Genomic DNA, 26,097 nt, shown 5'->3' with positions numbered 1-26,097 from the left:
CTCTTATGTGTCCGCTTTCGGACTCGATGAGAATATATTACACATTAGTGTGTAATTGGTCAATGACATTCCCCGAAGTCATTTGGCGATCAGCCCAGGATCATCCGCCGCTGAAGCTCACCGAGGACTCCGTCTCGCCATTCATTGGGGGCGTTGCGCCAAAATAGCGATGCCGCCCCCAAGCTGGTGCCAGCAAAAGCTCCATCCCCATTTTCGGTGTCGGATCAATTGGTGAGCCCATATGGTAACTTCACGTTAGACATGCGGGCGCTGTCCATGAAATGCCAATTCAATCTGTGAAAAATTTTCGACATTGGCAGTGTTTCCGATGGAGCTTGTCGGCAACGTTAGTTGCGAACAACTATCCATCTCTCATTATGGACTCAATGGCATATGGAACCATCCGCTGTCGGACGGCCCGCTGCGAATTAGCAACGTCCGTCTCGCCAGCTTTTTAGACAAATAGGGTTCGTCGCTCGGTTAAAGGAATTCTCTCGCATGTCACTCGCCCCCGCCATTGCCTCCCCTTCCTCTCCCGTCATCATCACCGGTGGCGCATCAGGCATAGGCCTTGCGTCCGCTCATGCGCTGGCCGTCATTGGCCGCCCTGTTGCTCTGTGGGACATCGACGGCGACAAGGCGTCGGCAGCGGCCCGCGCCATCGCGGAGGTACATGGCACAGCGTCCACGGGCATTGCGATTGATCTGCGTGAACTTGGTGGCATCGAAGCTGCCTTGGCGGCGACGCGGAAAGCGATCGGCAGGCCGGGCGGACTGGTCCATGCTGCTGGCGTTGTTGATACAGCATCGCTGGACGGGCTGACGGCGGAAAGCTGGGACAGCGGGATCGCGATTCATCTCCGCTCCCTCGCTTTCATCGTTCAGGCGCTCCATCAGGATCTGGCGGCGCAGCCGGGCTCCGCAATCGTGGCGATAGCTTCCATCAACGCAACTCTCGGCAATGCCATGAACCCGATCTATAGCGCGGCGAAAGGCGGAATATTGTCGCTCGTAAGATCACTGGCCGATCGGCTGGCTCAAGATGGCGTCCGCATCAATTCGGTATCACCGGGCCAGATCATGACGCCCATGATGCGTCCCGCAGTCGAAGCTCTGCCCCATGGGCATTTCGAAAAGCGTATCCTGCTCAATCGTCTTGGCGATCCAGAGGAAGTGGCGCGGGTTGTACGCTTCCTTTTGTCCGATGAGGCAAGCTATATCACCGCGTCGGAAATTGTCGTCGATGGCGGCAACATCTCCTCCCAAAGGGGATGAGCATAAGGATCGCGGTTTCCTTCCCGATGGCGGCGCATTCTTCCCGAATGCCACGCCCCTTCCCCACCATCCATTGCCCAGACCCTGCGGCAATATGCTCCGCGCATCATAGCCCTCTGCAACGGCGGTCAGGCCGGTAGAGGGATGATCATTCTATCGGGTAGCCAGAACGAGGACATTTGACCCTCGTTCATAAATGAAACGTAGTTGTTTACATTACCGACCTCGCACACTAAAACCGCCCCTAATGATGTAGCTTACAGGGCTGCGCTCGCCATGCCGACGACCGGACAAGGCCTGTCACGCCTGGCCCAGTGGCAAGTAGCAAGGCCTACGAATGGTCTTGCCTGAAACGGGCCTAATGAAAGTCGACGAGGAGATCACGTGCGCCACCCCTTCCGTTATCTGACGCTCATGCTTTGCGGCGTTACGCTCGCTGGACAGGCTACCGCTGGTGAAATACCGCGCCTGCGCACGGAAAATGGCCGCCATGCGCTGATGGTTGACGGCAAGCCCTATCTGATGCTGGGCGCGCAGGTTCATAATTCCAGCAATTATCCTTCGGTACTGCCGCAGGTGTGGCCGGTGATGCAGGCGTTGAGCGCCAACACGATCGAGATTCCGGTCGCTTGGGAACAGTTCGAACCGACCGAAGGCAAATTCGATTATAGCTGGGTCGATACGCTGCTGACCCAGGCCCGCCAGAACGACATGCGCGTCGTGCTGCTATGGTTTGGCAGCTGGAAGAATGGAGAATCAACCTACACGCCGGAATGGGTGAAGAGCGATACCAAGCGCTTCCCCCGCCTGATGCGCCGCGATGGCCGCCCGACAATGACCTTGTCGCCGTTGGGCGAAGAGACGCTCAAGGCGGATCGCAAGGCCTTCACGGCACTGATGCGGCACTTGCGTGAGGCGGACGCCAAGCACACGGTGATCATGGTCCAGGTCGAAAATGAGATCGGCAGCCATGGGGTCGCGCGTGATTATTCGGCCGCAGCAGAGCAACTGTTCGCGCAGCCAGTGCCTGAAGATGTCCGCGTCGCGTCCGGCAAGCCTGCGGGTACTTGGACGGAAGCCTTCGGCAAGGAGGCGGATCAGGCATTTGCGGCATGGACCTATGCGCGCTTCGTCCAGCAGGTTGCCGTCGCGGGCAAGGCCGAGAAGAACCTTCCCCTCTACACGAACGCAGCAGTGTTCGACGCCACGGGGACGGCCATGGCGGCTCAGGTTGCGAGCGGAGGCCCCAATTGGAATGTGTTGCCCATATGGAAAACCGTTGCGCCCGCGCTAGACCTCATAGGTCCTGATCTCTATCTGCCCTTGGAGAAGACCTATCTAGGCCTGCTGGATCGTTATACCCGCCCTGACAATGCACTATTCGTTCCGGAAACGAGCAACGCGACTTGGGCAGCGCGCTACTTCTGGTCGGCACTAGGTCGTGGAGCTATTGGCTACGCGCCGTTCGGCATGGATGCGACCAGCTATTCAAACTATCCGCTGGGTGCACGGAAGCTGGACGCAGCCACGATCGAAGCCTTTGCCGCTCCCTATCGCCTGTTCCGTCCAATCGCGAGCGACTGGGCGGCGATCGCCAGCAAAAGCTCCACTTGGGGCACTGCGAAGAATAGCGCGGGCGAAGACTCCACCACTATGGGCAGCTGGAAGATTTCGGTGACCTACGGTCACAACAACTTCGACGTGCCCGCCTGGCCAGGCATGGAACCGCCGCCCTGGGCCAAGGAACCGGTCGGCGGAGGGGTCGTTGCTCAGTTGGCTCCCAACGAATTTTTGGTCGCGGGACAATATAGCCGGTTCCAGTTCACGCCCACGGATTCGGCTGTCAACGGGCAGGTCCTCAGCGCGGAAGAAGGGACGTTCGTGAACGGCCAGTGGGAAGCACGGCGCCGCTGGAACGGCGACCAGATTTCCTACGGCTTCAATTTCAACGAAAAGCCTGCGCTCCTTCGCATAAAATTATCCACCTATTGAGGCTCAAGGTTGGGGGCGGCCCGTCCGCCGCCCCCTCACGGCTGGTCACCAGACCAAATTCGGGTTGGGCCTTTTGCAGACGGCAGATCCGATCATCGAGAACCGGTGATTCATTGCCACTGCATCGATGCTTCCGCAGTATCAGCGATTTGTACGCCGTTAATACCCAACTTCCTGCGGGCTTGGTCGGGCGTCAACGCCAATACATCTTCGTAGCGCATCATATAAATCGGGTCGGATTCGCGACCGACCCTGGCACCCCGTTCCACAGCATTCTGCACCACCAACCAGGTCTGAGGATAATGGAGAACCGCGCGGGTAATGATGCGCGTCGAACCGAGAATGGAGAAGACCGAAAGCTCGCCCGCCAACTCCGGACTCATGTGCATGAACAAATTGGTGAGCCGCATATAATAAGGCACCAGCTCTCCGATGAAATCGAAACCCCCACCGCCCAATATATGTTCGAAATCGTGGGTTTGCCCGGCGCGTAGCTGGAAATATTCGAAATCATTGCGTGGGGTAAATGGCGGCACGATATCGACCTGAAGGTCATTGCCCGTCAGTTGCCCGTAGAAGATGCCGCCTACCGTGTCCGGCTCATAATGTTTGAGGTCGTCTCGCCCAAAGGTTGAGACGAAGCCTTCACGGAACCATGCGTCGAGGTCTGGATTCTTCTGCCGCTCCGCCGCGAACAGGGCGTTGATATGGTCGATGTCCTGCACCTCGCGCAGGATCTGGACGAGCTGGATGGAATCCGAAGGGGTCGGCACATCAGGTCCATTGCGTCGCAGCAAATGTGTCGCCACCCAATCCCGGACTCGCGCATCATTCAGATAGCGGGAAGAACTGATAAGCACGCTACTGTCGGTTTCCACCGACCTCATGCCTTTCATTAAATAAGAATAGTCGGCCATTTCAACGGACTCCATGGGATGGGTCAGACCCGGCGATCGTGGCGGCCAGATCGGGAGGAACGGGAACGGGAAAGCGCATAAGCATTTGCGCCATTCCCTTTGCGGCCGGATCGAGCCGGGTGCTGGCATTGATGCCCCCTGCCAGAGCATCATGAACCACGAAATTGAGCGCATGCAGCCCCGGCGCGTCATAGCGATCGACGTGTGGAAGCTTATTTCCCGGCGCAAGATGACGATACCAATCCGCGACCGCCTCTGGCGTCAGCGCCAGGCGTAACCATGGCAAATATTCCGGCTCGCGCGCGATGACAGCTACGTTGAACAAATGCCCCTTGTCGCCACTGCGCGCCCAGGCGAGGCGGATCAGGTCCACCGCAACCACGCCCGGCGGCGCTTCAGGAATGGGCTGCGACGCTTGAGGCAGGATCGAGACAGGCTCGCCCTCAGGTACGGACACAGGCCATGTCTCACCACGAACAGTCACCTGCGGCACGATCCCCTTCTTGTCGACGAGGAACAGGAATATCTCGGTCTTGGGCAGTACGGTGGTAGCAAGATTGATGGTGGTGCCGACCGCCATGCCGCTGATACCTGCCCATTGTTCGCGGGCAAATATATCTGTCCCACGGCGATCGGGGTGATCGACGACCATCTTGCAAATGACTTCCCGCGCCTCACGGCCGCCACCATGAGGTCCGAAGCTGGCTCCTTCACCGATGATGACCGTGTCGGTATCCGTGAAATCGGCCAGATTATGAGCACGCAGCAGCGCCCTGCCGCGCGCATATAGTGCCTCTGCCTGCCGCATGGCCTTTTCTGCGGCGTCCTCGCCAAGGATTGGCTGGTACGCGACGGCCCGCCATCCGCCGTCCGACGTGATGCACACCTTGTAGCTGTCGGTGGGCGGGCGCCCTTTTGCGCCGGTCACCTTCACCCGATCCTTGCCCTGCTGCTCCAGCTTCACGCCACTGAAGTCGCAGCGGACATCGGCCACGATATAGTCGGCTGGATCGCTTACCTCATAAAGCAGCTGTTCGGCGACGGTGCCGATGGACACCAGACCGCCCGTGCCCTCCGGCTTGGTAATGATTATCGTCCCGTCCGCATGACATTCGCCAACCGGGAAACCGATATTCGCCCAATCCGGAACCTCGCGCCAATCGGTGAAGGTGCCTCCGGTGACCTGCGCTCCACACTCCAGCAAATGACCCGCCAGCGTCCCGGCCGCCAACAGGTCGAAATCCCCTGCCCCCCAACCGAATTCGTGGATCAGTGGTCCCAGCACTATGGCACTGTCCACCACACGCCCGGTGATGACGATGTCCGCGCCCTTGTCCAGCGCCGCCGCGATGGGAAAGGCACCGAGATAAGCATTGGCGCTGATGATGTTTTCCGGGAAAGCAGCACCAGTAAACATGTCGCGATGCCCGGCGGCCCTCAACTGCTCGACCCTTGCGCGCAGATCGTCGCCCTCGACATAGGCAACGGTAAGGGAAAGACCCTCCTCATCGATCATGCGCTCCAGCGCGGCGGCCAGCCCCGCCGGATTGACGCCACCTGCGTTGGCGACCACCTTCACGCCCTGAGCCGCGATCTGGCGCAGATGAGGTCCGACATGGGCGGTCAGGAAATCAGTGCCAAATCCGGCAGTCGGATCGGCGGCCTGCATCCGGCCGAAAATGCCCATCGAACCTTCGGCCAGATAATCGAAGACCAGATAGTCGAGGTGCCCGCCATCCAGCAACTGCGGTACGGACAATGCGGTATCGGAAAAGGATGCGGTCGCCCCGCCTATTCTGACGATCTTATCTGACGCGGCGGTCATGGCATCCTCTCCATCATTTTCTGTCTGGAAGGATATAGGAACGGGTGGCGAATGAATGTCACAAAGGTTACATTTGAACTATGAAAAAGAGCGAACATGCATCGGCACTCCGCCTGTTGCGCAGCACGGACTGGCTGCGGGAGTATCCTGCGGCGTTGGCGGAGGAGCTTCTGGCGCACGGTCGGGTCATTCATCTGGACACGGGCCAATGGGCGCAGGCGCAAGGGGATGATCGAAGCGGCCTTTTCGTGGTGATCGACGGATTATTTCATTCCTTCTGCACCGCGCCGGGCGACAGGCAGGTGATGATCGGCCCATCCGGCCCCGGATCGGTGCTGGGCCATGCGACACGGTTCAGCGGCGGCCCTCGGTTAGTGACCGCTATATCGGTTGAACCAAGCATGTTGCTGGAAATCAGGGAGAGCGCGCTGGAACGGATTGCCGAGAAGTGCCCTGAAATCTGGCGGGCTATCGCCGACTTTGCTTACACCAATATGCGCCGGACCCTCCATATGCTCGCTGAGTTGATGGCGCTGCCGCCCCGGCAACGCATCGCTTCGCGCCTGCTGGCTTCGGCAGTCGCGTCAGATGACGGACTCGTCGTCCGGCTCAGCCAGCAGGCATTGGGGGAGATGATCGGCGTCACGCGCAAGACAATTAACCTGCATCTCGCCGCGTTCGAGCGGGTGGGGCTGATCCGGCTGGGCTATGGCCGTATCGAACTGACCGACGCTGATGGGTTACGCGGCGTGGCGGCAGCGGACTGACGCTACAGAACACCCCAGTGCTGTCCCACCCGGGCAGCTGGCAGCAGAAGATGGCGGATCAGCACCTCATATTTCCGGTTGAACGAGACAGGTTCCGGCTTTTCCAACGGGAAGGGTAAGGCGTGCATGGCATCGCGCGCCAGCGCGTCCGCCATGATCTTGCCCATCAGCGGCGCCATGACATTGCCCCAGGCATTGAAATACATGAGGCCAAAGACATTGTTCGCCAATTCGAACACGCCCGGAAATTGCGCCTTTCGCATCGCGACACGGCCGGTCCAATAATCCTCCATCTCAATTCCCATGCCGCGAGCTTCTGGCCAGACCCGGTGCAACCATCGCAATTGGGATCGGAAATGCCATGCCGCATCATGGGCACCCCCAACACGAGGAATGGAGGAGAGGATCAATCGGTTGTGGCAATCGCGGACCATCGGATTAAGATCGACCGGCGCCTGCGCGAACGTGCCCCCGCCGGGCAGGATGATATCCAGTGCTTCGGGCGGCAGAGGCTTTGTCGTCAATGCATAGGCGGTCAGGGGATAGAAGGCTTTACGAAACGCCGGTTCAATGGCCCCTGGATAGGCTGCAGTGCAGAAGATCACGCGATCAGCCAGCACGCTGCCGCTCCGGGTCCGCACCCGCCACCGGCCCTGCGCCGGTTCAAGTGACAGAGCTTCGCTGTCTCCATGAATTTGCGCGCCCAGCCGGGCCGCCGTCGCGATCATGCCGTTGGTGAAGAGATAGGGGTTCACCCGCCCGCCATCTTCAAAGATCACGCCAAAGGGATAGGCGTTTGATCCGGTTCGCGCCTTCATTTCCGCGCTGGACGCAACCGTCAGCCGCTGAAGTCCGCTCGTCTCCAGATAGGCGAAGGTCCGGACGAAGGCGTCAAAGGCCCTCCGTGTCTTCATGCCATTGATATAGCCTGAGCGAACCGCGTCGCAGTCGATCCCAAATCGGGCGGAAAGATCGAAGGGGATGGTGTGATGCTCGCGAAACAGTTCCAGGAAGTGCTTTCCACCGTCCGGAAAGCGCTCGAACAGCTTTATGTCGCGCAGGATCGGCAGCACATGACCGGCATTACGCCCGGAGGCGCCCCAGCCGGGCTGTCGTGCCTCCAGCACGGCCACGCCGATCCCCGCCTCCGCCAAGTGAAGCGCTAGAGAAGCGCCCGCCAGCCCGGCGCCGATCACCACGACATCAGTCGAAACATCATCCAACAGGCTCGGCCATGCTCTCGCCAGCCCCTGTGGTTTTGTCCAGCCGCTGCTCGCTACAGGCACTTCCCCCCGTTCATAGGCTTCGTTGTTCGACATGATCATATTTCCAGACAGAGGGTGGATTCATCGCGCGCAGGTCTTGCACGGCAGAAAGTCGAGGCGCAGGCGGCGAGCAGGCAAAGCGCCGCGATGACGAGTATCGGCCGGGAATATCCACCGGTCGCTTCATAGGCCCAGCCCATGATCGCCGGTGCCAGCGCGGCGAGAAAGCCATTCACCGTGAAGACGATCCCCAACATCGTGGCATAAGCCCGCTGCCCGATAATTTCGCCCAGCAACATCGAACCGGCCTGCGCGGGTAATCCTGCAACGCCGCCCCAGCACAGGATGAACAGCAGAATAGCACCATAGCCGTGCCCGACGCCGAGCAGCGCCAATGTGCCCACGCTTTGAATTAGCAGGATCAGCGGCAGGAGAATGCGCCCGCTCACCCGATCGGACAGGTGACCGCCTATCATCAGGCCAGGAAGGCTCATGAAATTGGCGACGCCGAAAAGGGTGACGGCATCGCTACCCGAAAAGCCGGTCTTGCGCAGATAGGCGATGAGGTTGAACAATATCGCGTTCATTCCGAACTGGCTGATTGTCAGGACCAGGGTCAATATCCAGAAGGCGGGCAGTTTCAGTCCCTGTTCTACCGTGAGGCCCGACGCCTGATGCTCATGACGTTGGCCGCCGTTGATCCTACGGGGAAGGCGACACAAGAGAGGCAGGCCGATCAGGGCGACGACTGATCCGAAAATCCAGAAAGACTGCCGCCATCCCGCAGCGTCGATCAGCCAACGGCTGGCAACCGGCATGGTGGAGCTGGCAAGAGCGCTGGCCCCAATGAACAGCGCCACCGCCAATCCCCTTCGCCGATGAAAGCATTGCGAAATCACGGCGATGCCCGGCACGATCGTCGCGACGCCCGTGCCGATGCCCGACAGTGCCATTGCCGCCATGAATTCGGCCAGAGACCCTACGAACCCGGCCGCCACCCAGCCGCACAGGGCAATGCTCACACCGACGAGAAACAGCCCCCTCACCCCCAAACGCCGCATGAGCGCGCCGACGCTCAGATTGCCGATGCTCATGCCAAGCAGCAGCATGACCGGCCCGCCACCCATTGACGCTTCGCTCCAGCCAAAATGTGCCTGCATCACAGACACATAGATGCTGAGCGACGTCAGCATGCCCCCGATCAGCAGAAAACCGATCGTCGAGAGGATGAGCAGCAGTCCCCACGGCTCATCTGGGGACATCGCCTCTCCTTCCGACACCGCATTCTGCCCGGTCGCCTGCATATATAATCTCTCATGTTCCATGAAATGGCACTTGAACCGGGCACTGGCGGCCCGATATGGGTCGCGCATGACGCGCGGCAACATCCGCCCCGGAGGGCGCACCGAAAGGGTCAGGCAGAGCGTTGCCGCGACCGTTCTTCACCTCATCAAGAGCGGGGCGACCGAGTTTTCGATGCTGGATGTGGCGGAACAGTCCGGCATTGCGCGATCGACCATCTATGCACGTTGGCCCAGCAAAGAGGCGCTGATCGCAGAGGCGTTGACGACACATAATTCGACGTTCCAGGTCGAACCCGGGTCCGACTGGCGCGATCATCTGCGCGCGATTGCCACGGCATTTCGCGACTTCTCCTCGGAACCGGATGAAATCGCCATCAATGGCCTGATCGCCAGCCTTGGACCCGGCTTCCTCAACGAGGAAACGAGGCGTCAGTGGCTGTCCATCTCGCATGACATGGGGGAACCGCTTCGTGAGGCGCAGCGCGCGGGATTGATCCGCCCCGATGTGGACATCACGATGGTGATCGCGACATTGTTCACATCGATAGCGGGCCTGATCGTGATCGCGAAGGACCGGCCGGATGACGATCATCTGGAGCAACTGACGAACCTGCTGATCAGGGGATGCGAGATCCCCGGGGTGAAAGGCTGACTTGCCGACAGCCGGGGAGAAGGCTCGCCCTTCCCCCGGCTGCCGATCGCTCAATAAGTGAACTTCGCATCCACCCCGAATGTGCGCTTTTTCTTGAACGAGGCGCTGCCATAGCCAAGGCTGCCGAAGTCGATGCCGAAATCGATATTGCGCTGATTGGAGAGGTTGTCGCCCCACACGCCGACGTCCAGCTTGCCTCCACCCGCGGCAATATCCGCCAGCGAAATGCGGGCACGCAGATTATGATCCGGGCGAGACCGGATATCGCGATTGAACAGGTTCAATCGATCGATCGTGAACCAGTAAACCGTACTGCGATAGGCATAGTCGGCGCGCAGCGACAACTTTCCAATGGGCAGACCGTAATCATATTGAACGCCGATATGCGTGTTGAGCTTCGCCGCTTGCGACAGGCGTGCTTCGGACGCGACATTGACCAGCTCATTGGTCGCAGGATCACGATAAAGATAGCTTTTATATTTGGGCGATGTGTAGCCCAACGACGCATCTATCGTCAGTCCCTGCACCGGAATGGCGGTGATTTCGGCCTCAACACCCCGATATGCCACGCGTCCCGCATTGACGATCGCCGAAGTCGCACCGCCCGTGCCAGCCAGAAATTGCGAGATCTGAAGGTCGCGGTAATCGACATAGAAAGCGGACAAATTGGTCCGTAGCATATGGTCGAACCACTCACCCTTCAGCCCCGCCTCATATGCGACCACCTTCTCTGGCGCGAAGACATTGATCTCCGAAGCGGAAGGATTGATGCCGCCCGACCGGAAACCACTGGACACACGGACATAGCCCATCAAATCCTGCCGAAGTCGGTAATTAGCCGACGTCAGCCATGAAAGATTGCGATAGGAAACCTGCCCATCCAGATTGGGCTGTACATCGCCCGCCAGCGTCAGCCATTTCTTGTCACGCGTATAGCGAACCCCGCCCGTTAGTTCGAGGCCGCTGCCTTCCGGCGTGTAGCTGATCTGGCCGAACAGCGCATAGGAACGCGCTTTGCCCGAAAATGCCTGCAAGGGGGAGAGGTTGACGCCGGCGTCGCCGCCCGGCAGCACAAAGGTCAGCTGCTGATAATTGGCTTCGGAAGACTTCTCGCTGAAATAGAATGCGCCGCCGACATATTTGAATTCACCGGCTTCACCCAGCAATTGCACTTCCTGCGAAAACTGATGCTGGCGTTGCGTCGTGTAACCATCATAGGGCGTAACCGGCTGCACCCCGGTCGGCACGACAGTGCCATCGACGAACAGGATCGGGCTAAGCGTAAAGCCGCGCAGCGTGCCATTGCCCGACAGGCCGTTCGCGCCATCCTGGCGGTAGGAGCGATAGGCTGTGATCGACTTGATCGCGAGTTCCGGGATCAGCTGATAGTTCAGTGTCAACGCATGGCCATAGACTCTCGCCTTCACCCCGAAGGTAGGATTGCCATTCAGGTCGAGCGCGGGCTGCTGTTCGCCCTTGCGCAGTCCGTCCGCGCCAATCTGGAAAGATGAGCCCCCGAACAGCGGCGACGCACCAAAATAGTTGCGCACATCGTCGGTGGCATTGACGACCTGGAAGAAGGCCGGAATGCCGGTGCGCGTGTTGTAGTCGAAACCATAGTTGACGGTCAGGTCACCAAAGTCTCCCTGAACCGCAGCCGTGACGGCTTCGCTGTTGAGCGCGCCCGGGTCCTGGTTGGACGGCGCCAGGACATTGTCGAAATAGCCGTCGCGCTGCCGGTGCATATAGGAAACGGACGCCTTGATCGGCATTCCAGCAATATATCCGGTATCGAAGCGCGCCCGAGCATACCAGTCGTCAAAACTGCCATAGCCTGCCTTGCCTTCGAAGCCTGCATGATCGGCAGGCTTGCGGCTGATCAGTTGGACGGCGCCGCCAACACTGTTACGACCGAACAACGTCCCCTGTGGACCGCGCAGCACTTCGATCCGTTCCAGATCGACCAGATCGAAAACCGCGCCGGCCGATCGGGCGATGTAGACGCCGTCCAGATAGATGCCGACCCCCTGCTCGGACACCGCGCTGGGCGACGCGTTGCCGATGCCGCGAATGAACACCGATGCGGCGGTGATCGACGCGGGCTGCTGGCTGATGCCCAGATTAGGGGTGAATTGAGCCGTAGCAACGACGTCGCGGATGTTCAGCCTGTCCAGCAATTCGCCAGACATCGCGGTCACGGCGACTGGCGTGTTCTGGAGGTTTTCGCGTGTCCGCCGCGCCGTCACTACAATGGTTTCCAGACGGGAGACCTCGCCCTGCGCGACCGGTGTCGCGGCCTGCTCCTGTGGTGCGGCCGCCCACGCCGGGGTCGCGCTCCATGCCACCCCCGCCAGCAACGCGTAGCGCGAACAGAGTCCAACTCTCATGCCAATACTCCCCTATTTTATGGACTCGTCTGAGCCCGTTCCTGTTCTTGGCGACGGCAATTGGCACAGCGTTTTTTATTTAACAAGACATTTTGTATCGTTTATGACAAAGCGCATTGGTCGCAGCGGATCGCCGCGCGGAGGAGGAGAAGACATGTCTGATATTGAAGGCGCCGAAAGCTATGGATTGTGTGAAGCGAAGGTGGTGGGCGAACTTTTGTTCTGCTCCGGCCAGATCGGTGTGGAGGCCGACGGAACCGTGCCCGCTGACCCGTCACGGCAGTTTGCGCTCGCCTTCGATGCGCTAGCCGAAGTCCTTGCGCGTCATGGAAGCAAGGCGAGCGATATCGTTGACCTCACCACCTTCCATGTCGGCTTCCCCGACCATATGGACGCATTCATGGCCGCCAAGGCCAGCTTCCTGAATGGCGCCATTTGCTGCTGGACGGCGGTGGGCGTCGCGGCGCTCGGCTATCCGGGCTCGCTCGTAGAGATCAAGGCCATCGCAAGCCTGCCCAATCCTGCACGCTGAAATGACGAGGGAGGAAATTCGTGAAGACCGCTGAAGAGTTTGATTATATCGTGGTCGGCGCTGGTTCGGCCGGATGTGTCCTTGCCAACCGGCTTTCCGCCGACCCGGCGATCAAGGTCCTTTTGCTTGAGGCAGGTGGACGGGACATCAATCCGTTGATCCACATGCCTGCGGGTTTCTTCCCGATGCTTCAGGCCGGAATGGTCAGTTGGAAGTATCAAACCGCGCCCCAGAAGCATCTGGACAACCGCGTCCTCAATGATGCGCGCGGCAAGGTTCTGGGCGGCAGCAGTTCGATCAACGGCATGTGCTACAGCCGGGGCAGCCCCGAAATCTTCGACCTGTGGGCTGACCTTGGCAACAGCGGCTGGTCCTATTCGGATGTCCTGCCCTATTTCAAACGGGCGGAATGCAGTTGGCGTGGGGAGAATGAATTTCACGGCGGCAGCGGTCCTCTGCCGGTGACGCACGCAAAGGTGACCAACCCGGGCCACAAGGCATGGCTTGAAGCCGCGCAGCAGGCAGGCTTCCCCTATAGCGACGACCATAATGGCGCCGCGCCGGAGGGTTTCGGTCCATGCGAATATACGATCCGCAAAGGCCGCCGAATGAGCACGGCGGTCACCTATCTTCGGCCCGCAAACAAGCGGCCGAACCTGACGGTTCGTACGAAAGCCCACGTCACCCGCATCATTATGGACGGCCATCGTGCGGTAGGAGTCGAATATCGCCAGAAAGGCCGTATCGCACAGGCTCGCGCCGTTCGCGAGGTCATCAGTAGCGGCGGTACTTTCCAGTCAGCCCAATTGCTCATGCTGTCGGGCATCGGCGATGGCGACCATCTCCGGTCGATCGGGATCAGAGCGGTTGCAGACCTCAAGGGCGTCGGTCAGAATCTGCACGACCATATCGGCTCTCAGGTTCAGATAATCAGTCCCGAACCGGTGTCGGATTATAAGTTCATCTCGAACCCCTTGCGGATCGCGGCGGCAGGTTTGCGCTACATGACGACGCACACCGGGCCGCTTGCGGGCTTCAGCACGGACGTCATCGCCTATCTGCGATCAGGTGCGCCAGGGCATGACGAACTTGACCTCAAATATTATTTCCTGCCGATCCTGTCGGGTGAGGGCGCGCAGATCGTTCGCCAACATGGCTTTACCAATCTCGTCATCCTGACTCGCCCGGAAAGCCGCGGGGAGTTGAAGTTGCGATCGTCCGATCCGTTCGCGCAGCCGATCATCGACGCTAACTATCTCGCTGAGGAGCGCGACCGCGATGCCCTGCGGCGCGGCGTTCGGATAGCGCGGGAAATCTTCAAGCAACCTGCCTACGCCAAATATCGCGGCGAGGAATATCACCCGGGCGCTCATTGTTCTACCGACGCGGAGCTTGATGCCTTTTTTCGACGGGACTGCCACGTCAATTACGAAGCGGTGGGCACCTGCCGCATGGGTCATGACGATATGGCGGTAGTCGATGATCAACTGCGTGTGCATGGCATTGACGGGCTACGCGTGGTCGATGGTTCCGTCATGCCGCGGATCACTACAGGCGATCCTAATGCCTCGATCATCATGATCGCGGAAAAGGCCGCGGAGATGATGCTGAATGGGTGAAAGTTGCAGCTCGCATGAAGACATCAAATTGAGGGCGCAATCGTGCTCACCTCTTTTCGGGATCAAATCATGGAAAACGCATTTGCCACATTCGAACGACGTCTCGCGGCCGCAGAAGACCGGTTAGAGATTATCGATCTGGAAGCAGAATATTCCCGCGCCTGGGATAGCGGAGACACAGATGGTTGGGCGGACGTCTTCACCCCGGACGGAGTGTTCGAGATTACCAAATCCGGCGACCAGCCAACCCGCCTAGTGACAGGAACAGAGGAACTTGCGGGGTTTTGCGCGGAAGTCAGTGAATATTATCAGGGGCTCCATTTTAACACCGCACCCCGCCTTCGCGTTGATGGAGACATGGCTTGGGGCCACGTGTCCACTTCCAGTGGATCGGCATCTTCCGGCCCGGGGCAAGGCATAGCGGCCAACGCCACGCGGCTGGCTACTATCAGGTGACCTACCGTCGGCTCGAAATCGGCTGGCGTATTCAACGGCGCGTCGAAACACAAATCAGCGGAAACATCGTCGAAGCCTTCGACCCGGTGATCGCCGTTATGAGTCGCGACGCTTTCAGGAAATGTTGAATATGACCCGTTGATCCAGACGGCAGGTCAAACGCCGATGAACGCCACACGACTGTCCTGCGACCTTGCAGCCTCACGCTCGCGCGCCTGTTCCAGCGCTTCATGATTGTCCCCGATCCAGTCACAAATCTGGCTGACGGTCCCCAGGAACCCCCTGCCCAGATCCGTCAGCCGATATTCCACGCTCGGCGGCATGGTCGGTCGGACCTCCCTTGACACCATCCCGAAACGCTCAAGTTCGCGCAGCGTCTGGGTCAGCATCTTGGAGCTGATAGGCGCTGCGCAGCGCTTGAGATCGGAAAAGCGCATCACGCCATCACCCAGTCTGTAGGTGACGAGCATCGTCCACTTGTTCCCGACCAGTTCGAGAATCTCCAAGGCGGTTTGCGGGTCTACTTTAGTATCCATGAGATACTTAATACCTAATCGGTGCCTTGTTGCAAATCGAAACTAGAATCGGTAGCCCTCTTTCATCAGGAGGCGCGAGGCGCCCGTGGAGAGGAAGCTATCATGAAAATTCTTGTTATCGGCGGCACCGGCATGATCGGCGGCCATGCGGCCCTTCATCTTGCTTCGCAGGGGCATGATGTTACCGTCTCGGGCCGCAAGCCCCCGCAACAAAGCACTGAATTGTCGCGCCTGCCTTTTTTGCAGGGCGATTATGTTGAGGGTAGCTTCACGACGCAGGACTTAACCGGCTTTGACGCCATCGTCTTCGCGGCGGGCAACGACATCCGCCATGTTCCGCAAGGGGCCGATTATGACGCTCATGTCCTGCGCGCGAACGCCGAAGCGGTGCCGCAGTTCGCCGCACTCGCCAAGCAGGCAGGCGTCCGGCACTTCATCCATATCGGCAGCTTCTACCCGCATATTGCGCCGGAACTGCTGGAAACAAATGTCTATATCCGCGCCCGTAAGCTCGCCACCGACGGTATTGCCGCGCTGGCGGACGACAGCTTCCACGTCGTCAGCCTGGATGCGCCGTTCGTTGTTGGCACCGTTCCGGGCATGAGCTTGCCGATGTTCGAAGCCTACACCCGCTATGCCGAAGGACAGCTTGGCATCCCGCCTTTCGGCCCTGCTGGCGGCACCAACTTCATTTCCACCCAGTCCTTGTCGGAAGCTATCCAGGCCGCTCTGGAACGGGGCGAAAATGGCAAAGCCTATCTGGTCGGCGACGAAAATCTGAGTTTCGCGGACTATTTCAAGCTGTTCTTCCAAGCCGCCGGGAATGGTGTGGATGTGCCTTCGCTGGATCAGGAACATCCCATGTTGCCGGACGCCGCCATCTTCACCGGGCGCGGGAACATGGTGCGGTACGAGCCTGACGCCCAGACGATGTCTGACCTTCGCTACCGCCGCAAAGACGTCGCGCGTGCGGTGAAGGAAGTCGTCGATCAGTTCCGGTCGGCAAAATGAGCATTGCTCCTTTGGCAGGCAAGACTGCGGTCGTTACGGGGGGCAGCGGCGGTATCGGCACGGCTTGCGCACGGGCGCTGGCTGCCGATGGCGCGCGCGTGCTCATCACGGGGCGCAGGCACGAAGCGCTGAACGCAGCGCGCACCCGCATAATCGGCGATTTTCCGGACGCCCAGGTCGCGACCTTCGCTGGTGATGCTACCTCCGAAAAGGATGTCGGCGACGCGCTTGCGCAGGCCTATGACATGGCAGATCGCCTCGATATTCTGGTGCCTGCGGTCGGAGGGGGCGGCTTCGGCCCCTTCCTCTCGACCAGTGTAGAGGATTTGCGCCGGGATCTTGACCTCAACATCACCAGCGCTTTCATCGCGATGCAGGCCGGAGCCAGGTTAATGCGCGAAGGCGGGTCGATCGTGTGCATATCGTCCACGGCCGCGACCCTCCCCTTCCCCGCGCTCGCTACCTATTGCGCCAGCAAAGCCGGGCTGGAAGCATTGATCCGGACGGTGGCGGACGAACTGGGCGCGCTCGGCATCCGCGTGAACGCGGTTCGCCCCGGCCTCACCCGCAGCGACGCGACGGCGGACATGTTCGCCAGCCCGGCGGTCATCGATCGCTTTCTGGAGCAAACGCCGCTCAAACGGACGGGAGAGCCGGAAGATATCGCGGCGGCGGTGGCCTATCTCGCCAGCCCCGCTGCGTCCTGGGTCACCGGGCAATCCTTCGCAGTCGATGGCGGACAGGAACTGCGGCGCAATCCGGACCTACTGGGCGGCGCCTGATCAACGGACAGAATAATCAAGGACAGGATGATGCTGGATTTCACGGGCAAGACGGTTTTGGTGACTGGCGGCGGCGCGGGGATCGGACGCGCCTGCGCCGACGCTTTTGCACGGCAAGGCGCACAGGTCTTCATTGCGGAGATCGATCCGGAACGCTGCGCCAATTTCACCGTCGGTAGGGCAATCCAATGCGACGTCAACGATCCACAACAGGTTGATGCACTGGCCGACCGGCTGAAACAGGAAACGGGCGGCAAGCTCGATATCCTTGTGAACAATGTCGGCCATTTCCTTCATGCCAAAGCATTTTCCGATCTCTCACGCGATGAGATGCAGGAAATTGTCGGCCTCAACCTGATCAGCCTCATGCACGTGACGAACCGCCTGCTCCCGCTACTGAAGGCATCGGCCCCCGGCAGTTCGATCATCAACATAACCTCCATCGAAGCCTATCGCGGCATTCCCAACTGCTCCGTCTATGCCGCCGCCAAATGGGGGATAACGGGCTTCACCAAGAGCCTCGCGCTCGAACTCGCGCCGCTCGGCATCAGGGTGAATGACATCGCGCCGGAAACCACGGACACACCCCAAACCCCGATCAATTATATGGTGCCGCCGGAAAACCGCGAACATGTGCAAAGATGGGTGCCGCTCGGCCGCTTCGGCCATCCGGACGACTGCGCAGGTGCAGCGCTTTACCTCGCCAGCCCGCTCGCGTCCTGGGTCACGGGAACAGCCATCAATGTCGATGGCGGTTCGCTGGCAGCGGCCGGATGGATTCGTGATATAAACGGGACGTGGACCAACATGCCGATCGTTACTGGCAACGGAATGAACTTGTGAGCGGCGCGATGAACAAGCTGATCGATGAGGCAGCACTCCGGCGCACGGCGGAAATCTACGCTCAGGGTGCGGATCGGAAGGACAAGCAGCTGTGGCGATCCGTGCTGGCGAATGACTGCCGGATTGAAGGGCCGGGCTTCGTCACAGAAGGGCTGGAGGCGACATTGATGTCGATCGACGGACTCGCGCAGATGTTCCGCTCGACCTTCCACCGCATCCATAACCAGACAGTTATGATCGACGGTGATAGGGCCAGCGGTGAGACCTATTGCACCGCCGATCATTTGCTCAACGACGCGGACCAGATTTTGCGCTGGACGATCCGTTATCTCGATGAATGGCGTCGTGATGGGGACGCGTGGCGCTTTACCCGGCGTAAGCTCGAACTGTTGTGGGAGGAAATGGTGCCCGTGACGGTTCGTCACGGCTAACGCAAATCCCAATTCATTGGGAAGCAATCAAAATCGCGCTACACATGTTGGACCATGTCCAGCCCGGATCATATACCGCATCGTCGGCGTTATAGACCCCGGCAACAAAGTGGAATGCGATGAACGAAAGACGTGCCTGCATAAACGCGATAGGTTGCGCCGTTCCTGACCAGGATGTGCATTCCCCTTTCATTCGATGGGCCAGTCAGCAATTAGTGGATGAACGGGCGCGCAGCCTGTTCGTCCGCATGGCAGAGCGCAGCGGCATCAATCATCGCTGGTCGGTCCTTCCCCAAGTGGACGCGGAAGCCTCACCTGTCGATCCCGGCGGCTTTTATGCGGACGCCATGCCTTCGACATCGCAACGCATGCAACTCTATCATCGCTACGCCCCTGAATTGGCCCTGCGAGCCATCGACGCCTTGCGCGCAAAGATAGTTCTCGATGGCATTACCCATCTGGTCGTTGCCAGTTGCACCGGCTTCGTCGCTCCCGGCGTCGATCAGATCATCGCCGACGCGCTGGGTCTGGTCGGTGTGGAGCGGACACTTGTAGGTTTCATGGGCTGTTACGCAGCGGTCGCGGCGCTTCGGACTGCGCGGCATATCGTGCGGTCGGAACCCGATGCGCGCGTACTGGTGGTCACCGTCGAACTGTCGTCGCTTCACCTTCAGCGGGAACAGCAGGTCGAAAGATTGCTGATGATGCTGCAATTCGGCGATGGCGCAGCGGCGGCACTGGTTAGCGCGCAGAATCGCGGTTTCGCGATGGATGCGCCCTTCGCGATAAATCTGGAGGGTTCTGCCGATCTTATCCGGTGGGAGATAGGCGACGCCGGTTTCGTCATGCACCTTTCCGGTGAAGTTCCGAGCCGCATTCAGACCGCTCTACGAGACAACGGCGTCAGGGACCGGATTTGCGGTTCGACTGATCCCGCATCGGTCGCGAATTGGGCGGTTCATGCCGGGGGCCGTTCCATATTGGACGCAGTCGAAAACGGCATGGACCTGCAACCCGATGCTCTGGCTGTGTCTCGCGGCATCCTCGCGCGCCACGGCAACATGTCGTCCGCAACGCTGATGTTTATCCTGAGCGATCTGCTCGATGAAGGGAGCCACGGCCCCGGCGTCGCGCTCGCCTTCGGACCGGGCGTCGCTGCGGAAGGATTCCGCTTTTCGCGAGCCGGATGATGACGGGATTGGCCAAGCTGGAGGCGCTCATCATAGGCGGCGGCCCGGCTGGCTCGGCCGCTGCCATCACGCTTGCCCGTGCCGGAATGAGGCCGCATCTGGTGGAACGCCATGCCGCTGCCCCCGCTGGCGTATGCGGCGGCTTTCTCGGCTGGGACGCGATCGCTGGCCTTATGGAATTGGGGGTGGACCCCTGGAAACTTGGGGCGCGGCCCATAAGCCGCTTCAGGCTCATCACGGGGACACGCTGCGTCGAAGCCGCCCTGCCCGCCACCGCCGGCGGTATTTCCCGCCAGGTCCTGGACAATGCCCTTATCGAGGCAGCGGCCGACGCCGGTGCTATTGTCAGCCGAGGCCGAACAGCTCGCACAGCCGATCCAGATAGCCGCGCCGTGCGTTTCGACAATGGCGAGACGCTTACCGCAGACGCCCTGTTCATAGGCGTCGGCAAGCATGAGCTGCGCGGCGTCGCCCGGGATTTCTCAAGCTCATCGGTCGGGCTACGCACCTCCCTCCCTGCGTCCTCCGAATTGCATGGCGCACTGTCGGGCTTCGTTGAACTGCACCTGTTCGATAAAGGCTATGCAGGACTGCTGTTGCAGGAGGATGGATCGATCAACGTCTGCCTGTCGGTAAGCAGAGATCGGCTCACTACGGCGGGGAGCGTTCCCGCGCTGCTGGACGAGTTGCAACAGGAGGCGCCACTGCTCAGCGAACGACTTCAAGGCATCCCCGCCCATTTCGATGCTGTCGCGGGTGTTCCCTATGGCTGGCGCGCGCCGCAAAGCCACAAAGGCGTCTTTCGCATCGGCGATCAGAGCGCCGTCATAGCCTCCCTCGCAGGCGACGGTATCGCCATCGCCCTGGCCAGCGGAACGAGCGCCGCCGGAGCAATGCTGGCCGCAGGACCTGAAGGCTCACCGGCATGGCAGGACAAGTGGCGGCGGCAATGCGCGCGGCCTGTCGGCATTGCCGAAGCCCTGCGCCATGGCGCCGCAGCGCCGCTGACCCGTAAAATCCTCATGTCGCTCTTACGGTTCGCGCCCGGACTGGGAACGGGCGCCGCATCCCTCACCCGTATCAGGAAAGGTTGACCGGCGTCTCCCGCACACGCTCCACGCATAGGCGAAAGGCAAAACGGCGCACTATCCGCACCTGATCCTCGGATATGCCGGCCTGCGCCAGCAGGTCGATCCACTCCTGCCGACGGAAGGATCGGGCGATCGATAATTGACCATCTTCCCGCACGATCCTGTGGACGCGCAGCAGCCGCGCCAGAATGGGAAAGCCCCAATGTGCAAAGCCATGGCGGTGCAGGTCGCAGATCAACCAGCCCATCCGCGCATTCGCCTCCATATGACGCAGGAAAGTCATCAGCTGCGCGTCGGTCATATGATGCGTGACCTGGCTTGAAATGATGAAGTCGAACGGCTCCGGCTGATCGAGATAATCGCCAGCCCGATAATCGATCGACAGGTCGGACGGGGTCGCATGCCGCGCCGCCTGCAAACTCTTTTCATTCAGGTCCACGCCTATCAGCTCGGCATCGATACCCCGGCGCCGCGCCCATCGGGCAATCGCGCGCAGAACGTCGCCGTCGCCAAATCCGACATCGAGCAGGCGGAAATGTCTTGCCGGTCCCACTGCACGTTGGAGGAAGGCGATGGTGGGCCAGGCTGTAAACGTCCATCGGTTGACCCGGGCCAGATCGTGAAGCACCCGCTCATATACGGCCGGATCGAGATCGGGCGCGTCCATCTGCTCTTCCTGACGCGATCTTGTGATGAGCTTTGCCATGTCTCGTCTTCTCCCGCGATCATTCTACCACGGAGAAAGCAGTTGATGCGCCACAGTTTTTGTCTCACCGTGCAAAGGACGGGGCGGATAGGAGTATGACAATGTTGGCGGCTTCCCTCCTCTTGCTCGCCTCTTCGGCTGCGGTTCCTGCAACCGACGTAGCCGGTCTATGGGTGACGGATGACGGCAAGGGCCTTGTCAGGATCGAGCCGTGCGGCGCAAAACTGTGCGGCCGGATCGTGCGAGTGCTCGATACGGGTGCCGATGTCCCCAAGACAGACGTCCACAACCCGAATCCTCGCCTTCGCTCGCAGCCTCTGGCGGGTCTTCTCACCCTCTGGGATTTCAGCCGGTCCGGTTCCACATGGACAGGCGGGCGGGCCTATGATCCGAAAAGCGGCAAGAGCTATCGCTCGTCACTGGCGCGCAACCCTGACGGATCGCTGAAGCTCACCGGCTGCGTGCTCTTCATCTGTGAATCGCGGCGTTGGACCCGAGGCGGCTAGACCGCTTCCCACTGGAATATCCCATACCGCATCGCCCCTGTACGTAAGGCAAGGATGAGGCGCGGAAGGCTCAATATGAAATCGCGGCTCATCGTGGCGCGGCCAAGCGCAAGCCGACGAATGTCCCGGTCGCTCAACACGCTCTTCGCCAAACGACCAAGGCATATCGACCAGGTCCGGCGCACCTCCCGGCTGATGTCCCGATGATCCATCAGGCGAAATCCAGCGTCAGAGGCCAATGTCAGATAATCTTCCCGGCTTCCCATGCTGGGCAACCTGCCCTCCTTGCATATCGGCAGCAGCAAATGCCGCACCTCCCACGCAGAAGCCCCCTCCCCCTCCAGCCAGGCGCACACGACCAAGCGGCCGCCCGGCCGCAATATGCGCCGTGCCTCGGCGAAGAAGCGCGGCTTATCCGTCATATGCTCGGAACTCTCGATCGCATAAGCGCGGTCGAACGACGCCGATTCCAGGCCGTTGTCCAACCAGTCCCGCACCACACAGCTGAAGCGCGGCGAACGCTCTTGCGCAATTGCGTGCTGGGCCGCCGATAGCGTCAGGCCGACGATCGACACATCATGGCGTGTCAGGATATCGGCCGCCGTCGCCCCATATCCGCAACCAATGTCGCAAATACGGTGCCCAGCCTCTATGCCAAGCCTTTGCTCCACCGTGGCCACCAGTTCGGCAGCGGCCTGCTCAGGCGTTTCGGTCCCGGTGCGCCAATATCCGTGGTGAACATGATCGCCCCAGATGCGACGATAGGCGAGGTCAAGCTCATCATAGTGAAGCGCGACGCTGCGGGACGTTGGCGCATGGTCGGGAACAATCATGCGGTTCAGGGCACCGGCCGATCCGCATGCGTCGCGGTCAGGAAAGACGGATAGATCATCGTGACGGAAGCCGCAGCGATGATGACGAGCGCAGCGATCAACGCGGTTCCGCTACTCAACCTCCCCCGATTGCGCGCATAAAGCACCAGGCCGAGCAGGGCCGCAGCGATCAGGATGATGATGGCAGTAAGTCCGGTTAGCGACATCGATCAAACTCCTGAAAATGAGGAAGATCGGTCCCTCGTGCAGGGATCGCAAAGATTGCAATTACCGATGCGGCGATTCGTTCCGGGTGTCGTCCCCAACTGGTGCTGCGGTTGCAGAGGCCGGGACCGCCACATCTGACCTTCGCGATGCCGGATCGGGTGCACGCAGGCTGGTATAAGCTATCAGCGCGGCCAGAGCCAGACCCGCAGCAACGATCGCCCACAGCCATCGCTTGGCATTTCGCCGCTGCCGCCGCTCTTCATCCTTGGGCATCAGCTCACCTTTCTCCGCGCTTTAATTAATCGAACGGCGGTTGAACCAGTTCCGGCAGATAAGGACGACTATTATGAATGATCGCAATGCACATCTCGCAATTGCATGTGCGCTCAGGCAGGCAGTGGCTCGATCCGGTCGAAGCCCCTTGCGTTCCCCCCGCGATAGGCAGAACATCGCTCCGTCAGAAGAACCGTCTTCGCCACGAAAGACGGGATGAGGAGAGCAAGGATGAGCGGCACGCAATCGCGCTCCATTGCGCTGATCGGCCCCGCCGGAGCGGGTAAAACCAGCCTCGCGGAAGCTATCATGCACATCAGCGGGGCTGTTTCGCGACAGGGATCGGTCGAAGCTGGCACCAGCGTCGGCGATGCAAGTCCGGAAGCGCGAGAGCGGGGAAGCTCCACCGAACTCAACCTCATGCAGTTCGAATGGATGGGAGATCATTTCTCCCTCGTCGATATTCCAGGCTCGCCCAGCTTTGCCGATGACGCGGCCATCGCTCTCAATGCGGTCGATCTCGCCATCGTCGTCATCGATCCCGACCCGGCCCGCGCCCCTCTGGCAGAGCCCACACTGCGCAAGCTCGAACGCGCAGGCGTTCCGCACGCCCTGTTCGTCAATAAGATCGAGCAGGCGCGTGGCAGCATCCAGGATCTGCTTACGGCCCTCGCCCCGATGAGCGCCGCCGCGCTCGTCGCCCGGCAGATTCCGATCCGGTCGGGCGATCGGGTCGACGGCTTCGTCGATCTCGCGCTGGAACGGGCCTATCATTATGAGACAGGCAAGCAATCGCAGCAAATCGCGCTCGCCGAAGAGTTGAAGGCTGATGAAAGCCAGGCACGCTTCCATATGCTGGAACAACTGGCCGATCATGACGACGTCTTGCTTGAACAGCTCCTGTCGGACGAACAGCCAAGCCTTCAAACCATCTTCGCCGATCTCGCACAGGAAACCGCGAGTGGCCTCATCGTGCCGGTGCTGTTCGGCTCCGCCGCCAATGGCTTTGGTATCCGGCGTCTGCTCAAGATGCTGCGGCACGACACACGTGACCCCGCGAAGACGGCGGAGCGGCTAGGCATCACCGGAGCAGCGGCACAGGTGCTGAAGATTTCCCATGCGGCAACGGTAGGCCGCCTGGCGATCGCGCGCCTGTTCGGCGGCAATTTGCAGGACGGCGCCGATCTCCAGGACAATGGTGGACAATCCCTGCGCGCCGGCGGGATATTTTCGCTTCAGGGCATTGCCACGACCAAGATCGCTACCGCCGAACCGGGCGCGATCGTCGGCATTGCCAAGATCGACACGGTCAAGGCAGGTGACCTGATCGGCATCGCGACCAAACCCGGCGGCGACGGGCTGCTCGCTGATCGACCGGCAACCAATTGCGCTGTGGCGATCGCCGCGAAGGATCATAAGGACGAGGTGCGCCTGTCCACCGCTCTCAATCGACTGGCGGAGGAAGATCATGCCCTTCACTGGAGCCAGGACGAAGCATCACGAGAAACCTTGCTTCACGGCGTGAGTGACGAGCATCTGAACGTCGCGCTGGCCCGTCTGAAGCGCCGCTATGGCGTGGCCGTATCGGTGCAGCCGCCGACAATCGCCTACAGGGAATCGATCCGAAAAGCGGTCACGCAACGCGGGCGGCACAAAAAACAGTCCGGCGGGCACGGCCAGTTCGGTGATGTCGTGCTGGAAGTGCGCCCCCTTGAGCGGGGAGAGGGCCTTCGCTTCGAGGAACGGATCACGGGGGGCGCGATACCCAAGCAATGGATTCCGGCGGTTGAAAAAGGCGTGCATGACGCCCAGGCAAAAGGTCCGCTCGGCTTTCCCGTCGTCGATGTTGCGGCGACTTTGGTCGATGGCTCCTTTCATAGCGTCGACAGCTCCGAACTCGCTTTCCGCACCGCCGGACGGATAGCGATGAGCGACGCACTGGCGGCTGCGTCCCCCTATCTGCTGGAACCCGTCGCGCATGTGACGATCATGACTCCAGGCTCCGCCTCATCCCGCATCACCTCCGCCGTGGCCTCCCGCCGTGGCCAGATGCTGCGGATGACGAGCCGCGAAGGCTGGTCGGCTTGGGATGTGATTGAAGTCCTGTTACCAGAAGCAGGGCTGCAAGGGCTGGAGGCGGAAATCCGTTCGATGAGCCAGGGCATGGCTCATTTCGAAGCGCATTTCGATCATCTTGCGGAAGTCGCGCCGAAACTCGCCAACAGCATCGTCCAGCGTGTCAAGGAGCCCGCCTGATCACGCAGGCAGATGCTGCCGCGCCCAACTGACGATCGCGGCCATCGGCATGACGCCCGCATTGCGCGCAATTTCCCGTCCCTTGTGGACGATCACCAGCGAAGGAATGCTGCGTATCGCATAGCGGGCGGCGAGATCGGCTTCCGCTTCCGTATCAATCTTCCCCAGCCGGGCATGTGGTTCCAGCTGCGCGGCGGCGGCCTCGAAAGCTGGCGCCATCTGGCGACAGGGACCGCACCAGCTCGCCCAGAAATCGATGATGAGCGGAACGTCGCTGCTCACCGCATGCTGCGAAAAATTGGCGCTGTTCAGCGTCACCGGCCGACCCTGGAACAATGCCTGCTTGCACCGCCCGCAACGCCCCTCGCCCAACCGTTCCTTCGGCACACGGTTCAGCGTAGCGCAGGCCGGGCAACTGATCACAAGGGGTCCGTCCATGCT

At 60.5% G+C, this 26,097-nt stretch carries 26 protein-coding genes; 15 read left to right on the top strand and 11 right to left on the bottom strand.

The window, feature by feature from the left end; genetic code table 11:
* Positions 1-498: 498 nt before the first annotated feature.
* Together ACWNC0_RS01460 and ACWNC0_RS01455 are read left to right on the top strand one after the other, a co-directional pair.
* On the top strand, positions 499-1,275 hold the full coding sequence (locus ACWNC0_RS01460; RefSeq protein ID WP_449469102.1) for an SDR family NAD(P)-dependent oxidoreductase: 777 nt from the start codon (positions 499-501) through the stop codon (positions 1,273-1,275).
* Positions 1,276-1,659: 384 nt separating this feature from the next.
* Positions 1,660-3,267, top strand: coding sequence for a DUF5597 domain-containing protein (locus ACWNC0_RS01455; RefSeq protein WP_449469101.1), 1,608 nt, complete (start codon positions 1,660-1,662; stop codon positions 3,265-3,267).
* A 110-nt stretch (positions 3,268-3,377) separates the two neighbouring features.
* Here ACWNC0_RS01455 and ACWNC0_RS01450 read toward each other — a convergent pair whose 3' ends face one another.
* Both ACWNC0_RS01450 and ACWNC0_RS01445 read right to left on the bottom strand, forming a co-directional pair.
* Complete coding sequence (locus ACWNC0_RS01450; protein ID WP_449469100.1) at positions 3,378-4,154, bottom strand: Coq4 family protein; 777 nt, start codon at positions 4,152-4,154, stop codon at positions 3,378-3,380.
* 31 nt (positions 4,155-4,185) lie between these two features.
* Positions 4,186-6,009, bottom strand: a complete 1,824-nt coding sequence (locus ACWNC0_RS01445) for an acyclic terpene utilization AtuA family protein (RefSeq protein ID WP_449469099.1) — start codon at positions 6,007-6,009, stop codon at positions 4,186-4,188.
* A gap of 80 nt (positions 6,010-6,089) precedes the next feature.
* Here ACWNC0_RS01445 and ACWNC0_RS01440 point away from each other — a divergent pair, with 80 nt between their 5' ends.
* The gene (locus ACWNC0_RS01440; RefSeq protein WP_449469098.1) at positions 6,090-6,776 is read left to right on the top strand and encodes a Crp/Fnr family transcriptional regulator; all 687 of its coding nucleotides are present in this window, start codon (positions 6,090-6,092) and stop codon (positions 6,774-6,776) included.
* A gap of 2 nt (positions 6,777-6,778) precedes the next feature.
* On the opposite strand, the gene ACWNC0_RS01435 is transcribed toward ACWNC0_RS01440, so the two are convergent.
* Together ACWNC0_RS01435 and ACWNC0_RS01430 are read right to left on the bottom strand one after the other, a co-directional pair.
* A complete protein-coding gene (locus ACWNC0_RS01435) occupies positions 6,779-8,095 on the bottom strand; it encodes an NAD(P)/FAD-dependent oxidoreductase (RefSeq protein ID WP_449469097.1) in 1,317 nt (438 codons plus the stop codon).
* Between the two features lie 2 nt (positions 8,096-8,097).
* Positions 8,098-9,345, bottom strand: coding sequence for an MFS transporter (locus ACWNC0_RS01430; protein ID WP_449469096.1), 1,248 nt, complete (start codon positions 9,343-9,345; stop codon positions 8,098-8,100).
* A 67-nt stretch (positions 9,346-9,412) separates the two neighbouring features.
* Here ACWNC0_RS01430 and ACWNC0_RS01425 point away from each other — a divergent pair, with 67 nt between their 5' ends.
* Positions 9,413-9,997 carry a TetR/AcrR family transcriptional regulator gene (locus ACWNC0_RS01425; protein ID WP_449469094.1) on the top strand — a complete coding sequence of 195 codons (585 nt, stop codon included), beginning with the start codon at positions 9,413-9,415 and terminating at the stop codon, positions 9,995-9,997.
* 50 nt (positions 9,998-10,047) lie between these two features.
* On the opposite strand, the gene ACWNC0_RS01420 is transcribed toward ACWNC0_RS01425, so the two are convergent.
* The gene (locus ACWNC0_RS01420) at positions 10,048-12,384 is read right to left on the bottom strand and encodes a TonB-dependent receptor (RefSeq protein ID WP_449469092.1); all 2,337 of its coding nucleotides are present in this window, start codon (positions 12,382-12,384) and stop codon (positions 10,048-10,050) included.
* Positions 12,385-12,538: 154 nt separating this feature from the next.
* Between ACWNC0_RS01420 and ACWNC0_RS01415 the strand changes: the two genes are divergently transcribed.
* The 3 genes from ACWNC0_RS01415 (at position 12,539) to ACWNC0_RS01405 (ending at position 14,991) form a co-directional block, all read left to right on the top strand.
* Positions 12,539-12,916 carry a RidA family protein gene (locus ACWNC0_RS01415; protein ID WP_449469091.1) on the top strand — a complete coding sequence of 126 codons (378 nt, stop codon included), beginning with the start codon at positions 12,539-12,541 and terminating at the stop codon, positions 12,914-12,916.
* 20 nt (positions 12,917-12,936) lie between these two features.
* Positions 12,937-14,535, top strand: a complete 1,599-nt coding sequence (locus ACWNC0_RS01410) for a GMC family oxidoreductase (protein ID WP_449469090.1) — start codon at positions 12,937-12,939, stop codon at positions 14,533-14,535.
* A 69-nt stretch (positions 14,536-14,604) separates the two neighbouring features.
* Positions 14,605-14,991 (top strand): nuclear transport factor 2 family protein, encoded by a 387-nt coding sequence (locus ACWNC0_RS01405; RefSeq protein WP_449469088.1) that lies wholly within the window; start codon positions 14,605-14,607, stop codon positions 14,989-14,991.
* A gap of 155 nt (positions 14,992-15,146) precedes the next feature.
* Here the strand turns inward: ACWNC0_RS01405 and ACWNC0_RS01400 are convergent, their stop codons facing one another.
* Positions 15,147-15,527 carry a winged helix-turn-helix transcriptional regulator gene (locus tag ACWNC0_RS01400; RefSeq protein WP_449469086.1) on the bottom strand — a complete coding sequence of 127 codons (381 nt, stop codon included), beginning with the start codon at positions 15,525-15,527 and terminating at the stop codon, positions 15,147-15,149.
* A gap of 102 nt (positions 15,528-15,629) precedes the next feature.
* Here ACWNC0_RS01400 and ACWNC0_RS01395 point away from each other — a divergent pair, with 102 nt between their 5' ends.
* From ACWNC0_RS01395 to ACWNC0_RS01370, 6 genes are all read left to right on the top strand, one after another.
* The gene (locus ACWNC0_RS01395) at positions 15,630-16,538 is read left to right on the top strand and encodes an NAD-dependent epimerase/dehydratase family protein (RefSeq protein ID WP_449469084.1); all 909 of its coding nucleotides are present in this window, start codon (positions 15,630-15,632) and stop codon (positions 16,536-16,538) included.
* A gap of 11 nt (positions 16,539-16,549) precedes the next feature.
* Entirely contained in the window at positions 16,550-17,320 is a 771-nt protein-coding gene (locus tag ACWNC0_RS01390; protein ID WP_449469082.1) for an SDR family NAD(P)-dependent oxidoreductase, read from the top strand.
* 27 nt (positions 17,321-17,347) lie between these two features.
* Positions 17,348-18,163, top strand: coding sequence for an SDR family NAD(P)-dependent oxidoreductase (locus ACWNC0_RS01385; protein WP_449469081.1), 816 nt, complete (start codon positions 17,348-17,350; stop codon positions 18,161-18,163).
* Between the two features lie 8 nt (positions 18,164-18,171).
* Positions 18,172-18,594, top strand: a complete 423-nt coding sequence (locus ACWNC0_RS01380) for a nuclear transport factor 2 family protein (RefSeq protein ID WP_449469079.1) — start codon at positions 18,172-18,174, stop codon at positions 18,592-18,594.
* Positions 18,595-18,713: 119 nt separating this feature from the next.
* The gene (locus tag ACWNC0_RS01375) at positions 18,714-19,784 is read left to right on the top strand and encodes a type III polyketide synthase (protein WP_449469077.1); all 1,071 of its coding nucleotides are present in this window, start codon (positions 18,714-18,716) and stop codon (positions 19,782-19,784) included.
* The gene (locus tag ACWNC0_RS01370; protein WP_449469075.1) at positions 19,781-20,878 is read left to right on the top strand and encodes an NAD(P)/FAD-dependent oxidoreductase; all 1,098 of its coding nucleotides are present in this window, start codon (positions 19,781-19,783) and stop codon (positions 20,876-20,878) included. Before ACWNC0_RS01375 ends, ACWNC0_RS01370 begins: the two co-directional genes overlap by 4 nt.
* Here ACWNC0_RS01370 and ACWNC0_RS01365 read toward each other — a convergent pair.
* Positions 20,865-21,581, bottom strand: a complete 717-nt coding sequence (locus ACWNC0_RS01365; RefSeq protein WP_449469074.1) for a methyltransferase domain-containing protein — start codon at positions 21,579-21,581, stop codon at positions 20,865-20,867. The genes ACWNC0_RS01370 and ACWNC0_RS01365 overlap by 14 nt on opposite strands.
* A gap of 101 nt (positions 21,582-21,682) precedes the next feature.
* Between ACWNC0_RS01365 and ACWNC0_RS01360 the strand changes: the two genes are divergently transcribed.
* A complete protein-coding gene (locus ACWNC0_RS01360; protein ID WP_449469072.1) occupies positions 21,683-22,087 on the top strand; it encodes a DUF2147 domain-containing protein in 405 nt (134 codons plus the stop codon).
* On the opposite strand, the gene ACWNC0_RS01355 is transcribed toward ACWNC0_RS01360, so the two are convergent.
* The 3 genes from ACWNC0_RS01355 to ACWNC0_RS01345 all read right to left on the bottom strand — a co-directional run bounded on the left by ACWNC0_RS01355 (position 22,084) and on the right by ACWNC0_RS01345 (position 23,400).
* Complete coding sequence (locus ACWNC0_RS01355) at positions 22,084-22,920, bottom strand: class I SAM-dependent methyltransferase (RefSeq protein ID WP_449469071.1); 837 nt, start codon at positions 22,918-22,920, stop codon at positions 22,084-22,086. The two genes, ACWNC0_RS01360 and ACWNC0_RS01355, sit on opposite strands and share 4 nt — an antisense overlap.
* A gap of 5 nt (positions 22,921-22,925) precedes the next feature.
* Positions 22,926-23,126 (bottom strand): hypothetical protein, encoded by a 201-nt coding sequence (locus ACWNC0_RS01350; protein ID WP_449469070.1) that lies wholly within the window; start codon positions 23,124-23,126, stop codon positions 22,926-22,928.
* A gap of 61 nt (positions 23,127-23,187) precedes the next feature.
* The gene (locus tag ACWNC0_RS01345; RefSeq protein ID WP_449469069.1) at positions 23,188-23,400 is read right to left on the bottom strand and encodes a hypothetical protein; all 213 of its coding nucleotides are present in this window, start codon (positions 23,398-23,400) and stop codon (positions 23,188-23,190) included.
* A gap of 231 nt (positions 23,401-23,631) precedes the next feature.
* On the opposite strand from ACWNC0_RS01345, the gene ACWNC0_RS01340 reads away from it, so the two are divergent.
* Positions 23,632-25,656: an elongation factor G gene (locus tag ACWNC0_RS01340; protein ID WP_449469068.1), complete on the top strand. Its 2,025-nt coding sequence runs from the start codon at positions 23,632-23,634 to the stop codon at positions 25,654-25,656.
* Here the strand turns inward: ACWNC0_RS01340 and trxC are convergent, their stop codons facing one another.
* Positions 25,657-26,094, bottom strand: a complete 438-nt coding sequence (gene trxC, locus ACWNC0_RS01335; protein ID WP_449469066.1) for a thioredoxin TrxC — start codon at positions 26,092-26,094, stop codon at positions 25,657-25,659. It abuts the gene before it with no gap.
* Between the last annotated feature and the right edge of the window lie 3 nt (positions 26,095-26,097).

This window comes from Sphingobium chungangianum (assembly GCF_977014255.1).
This window is presented reverse-complemented; position numbering and strand designations above follow the sequence as displayed.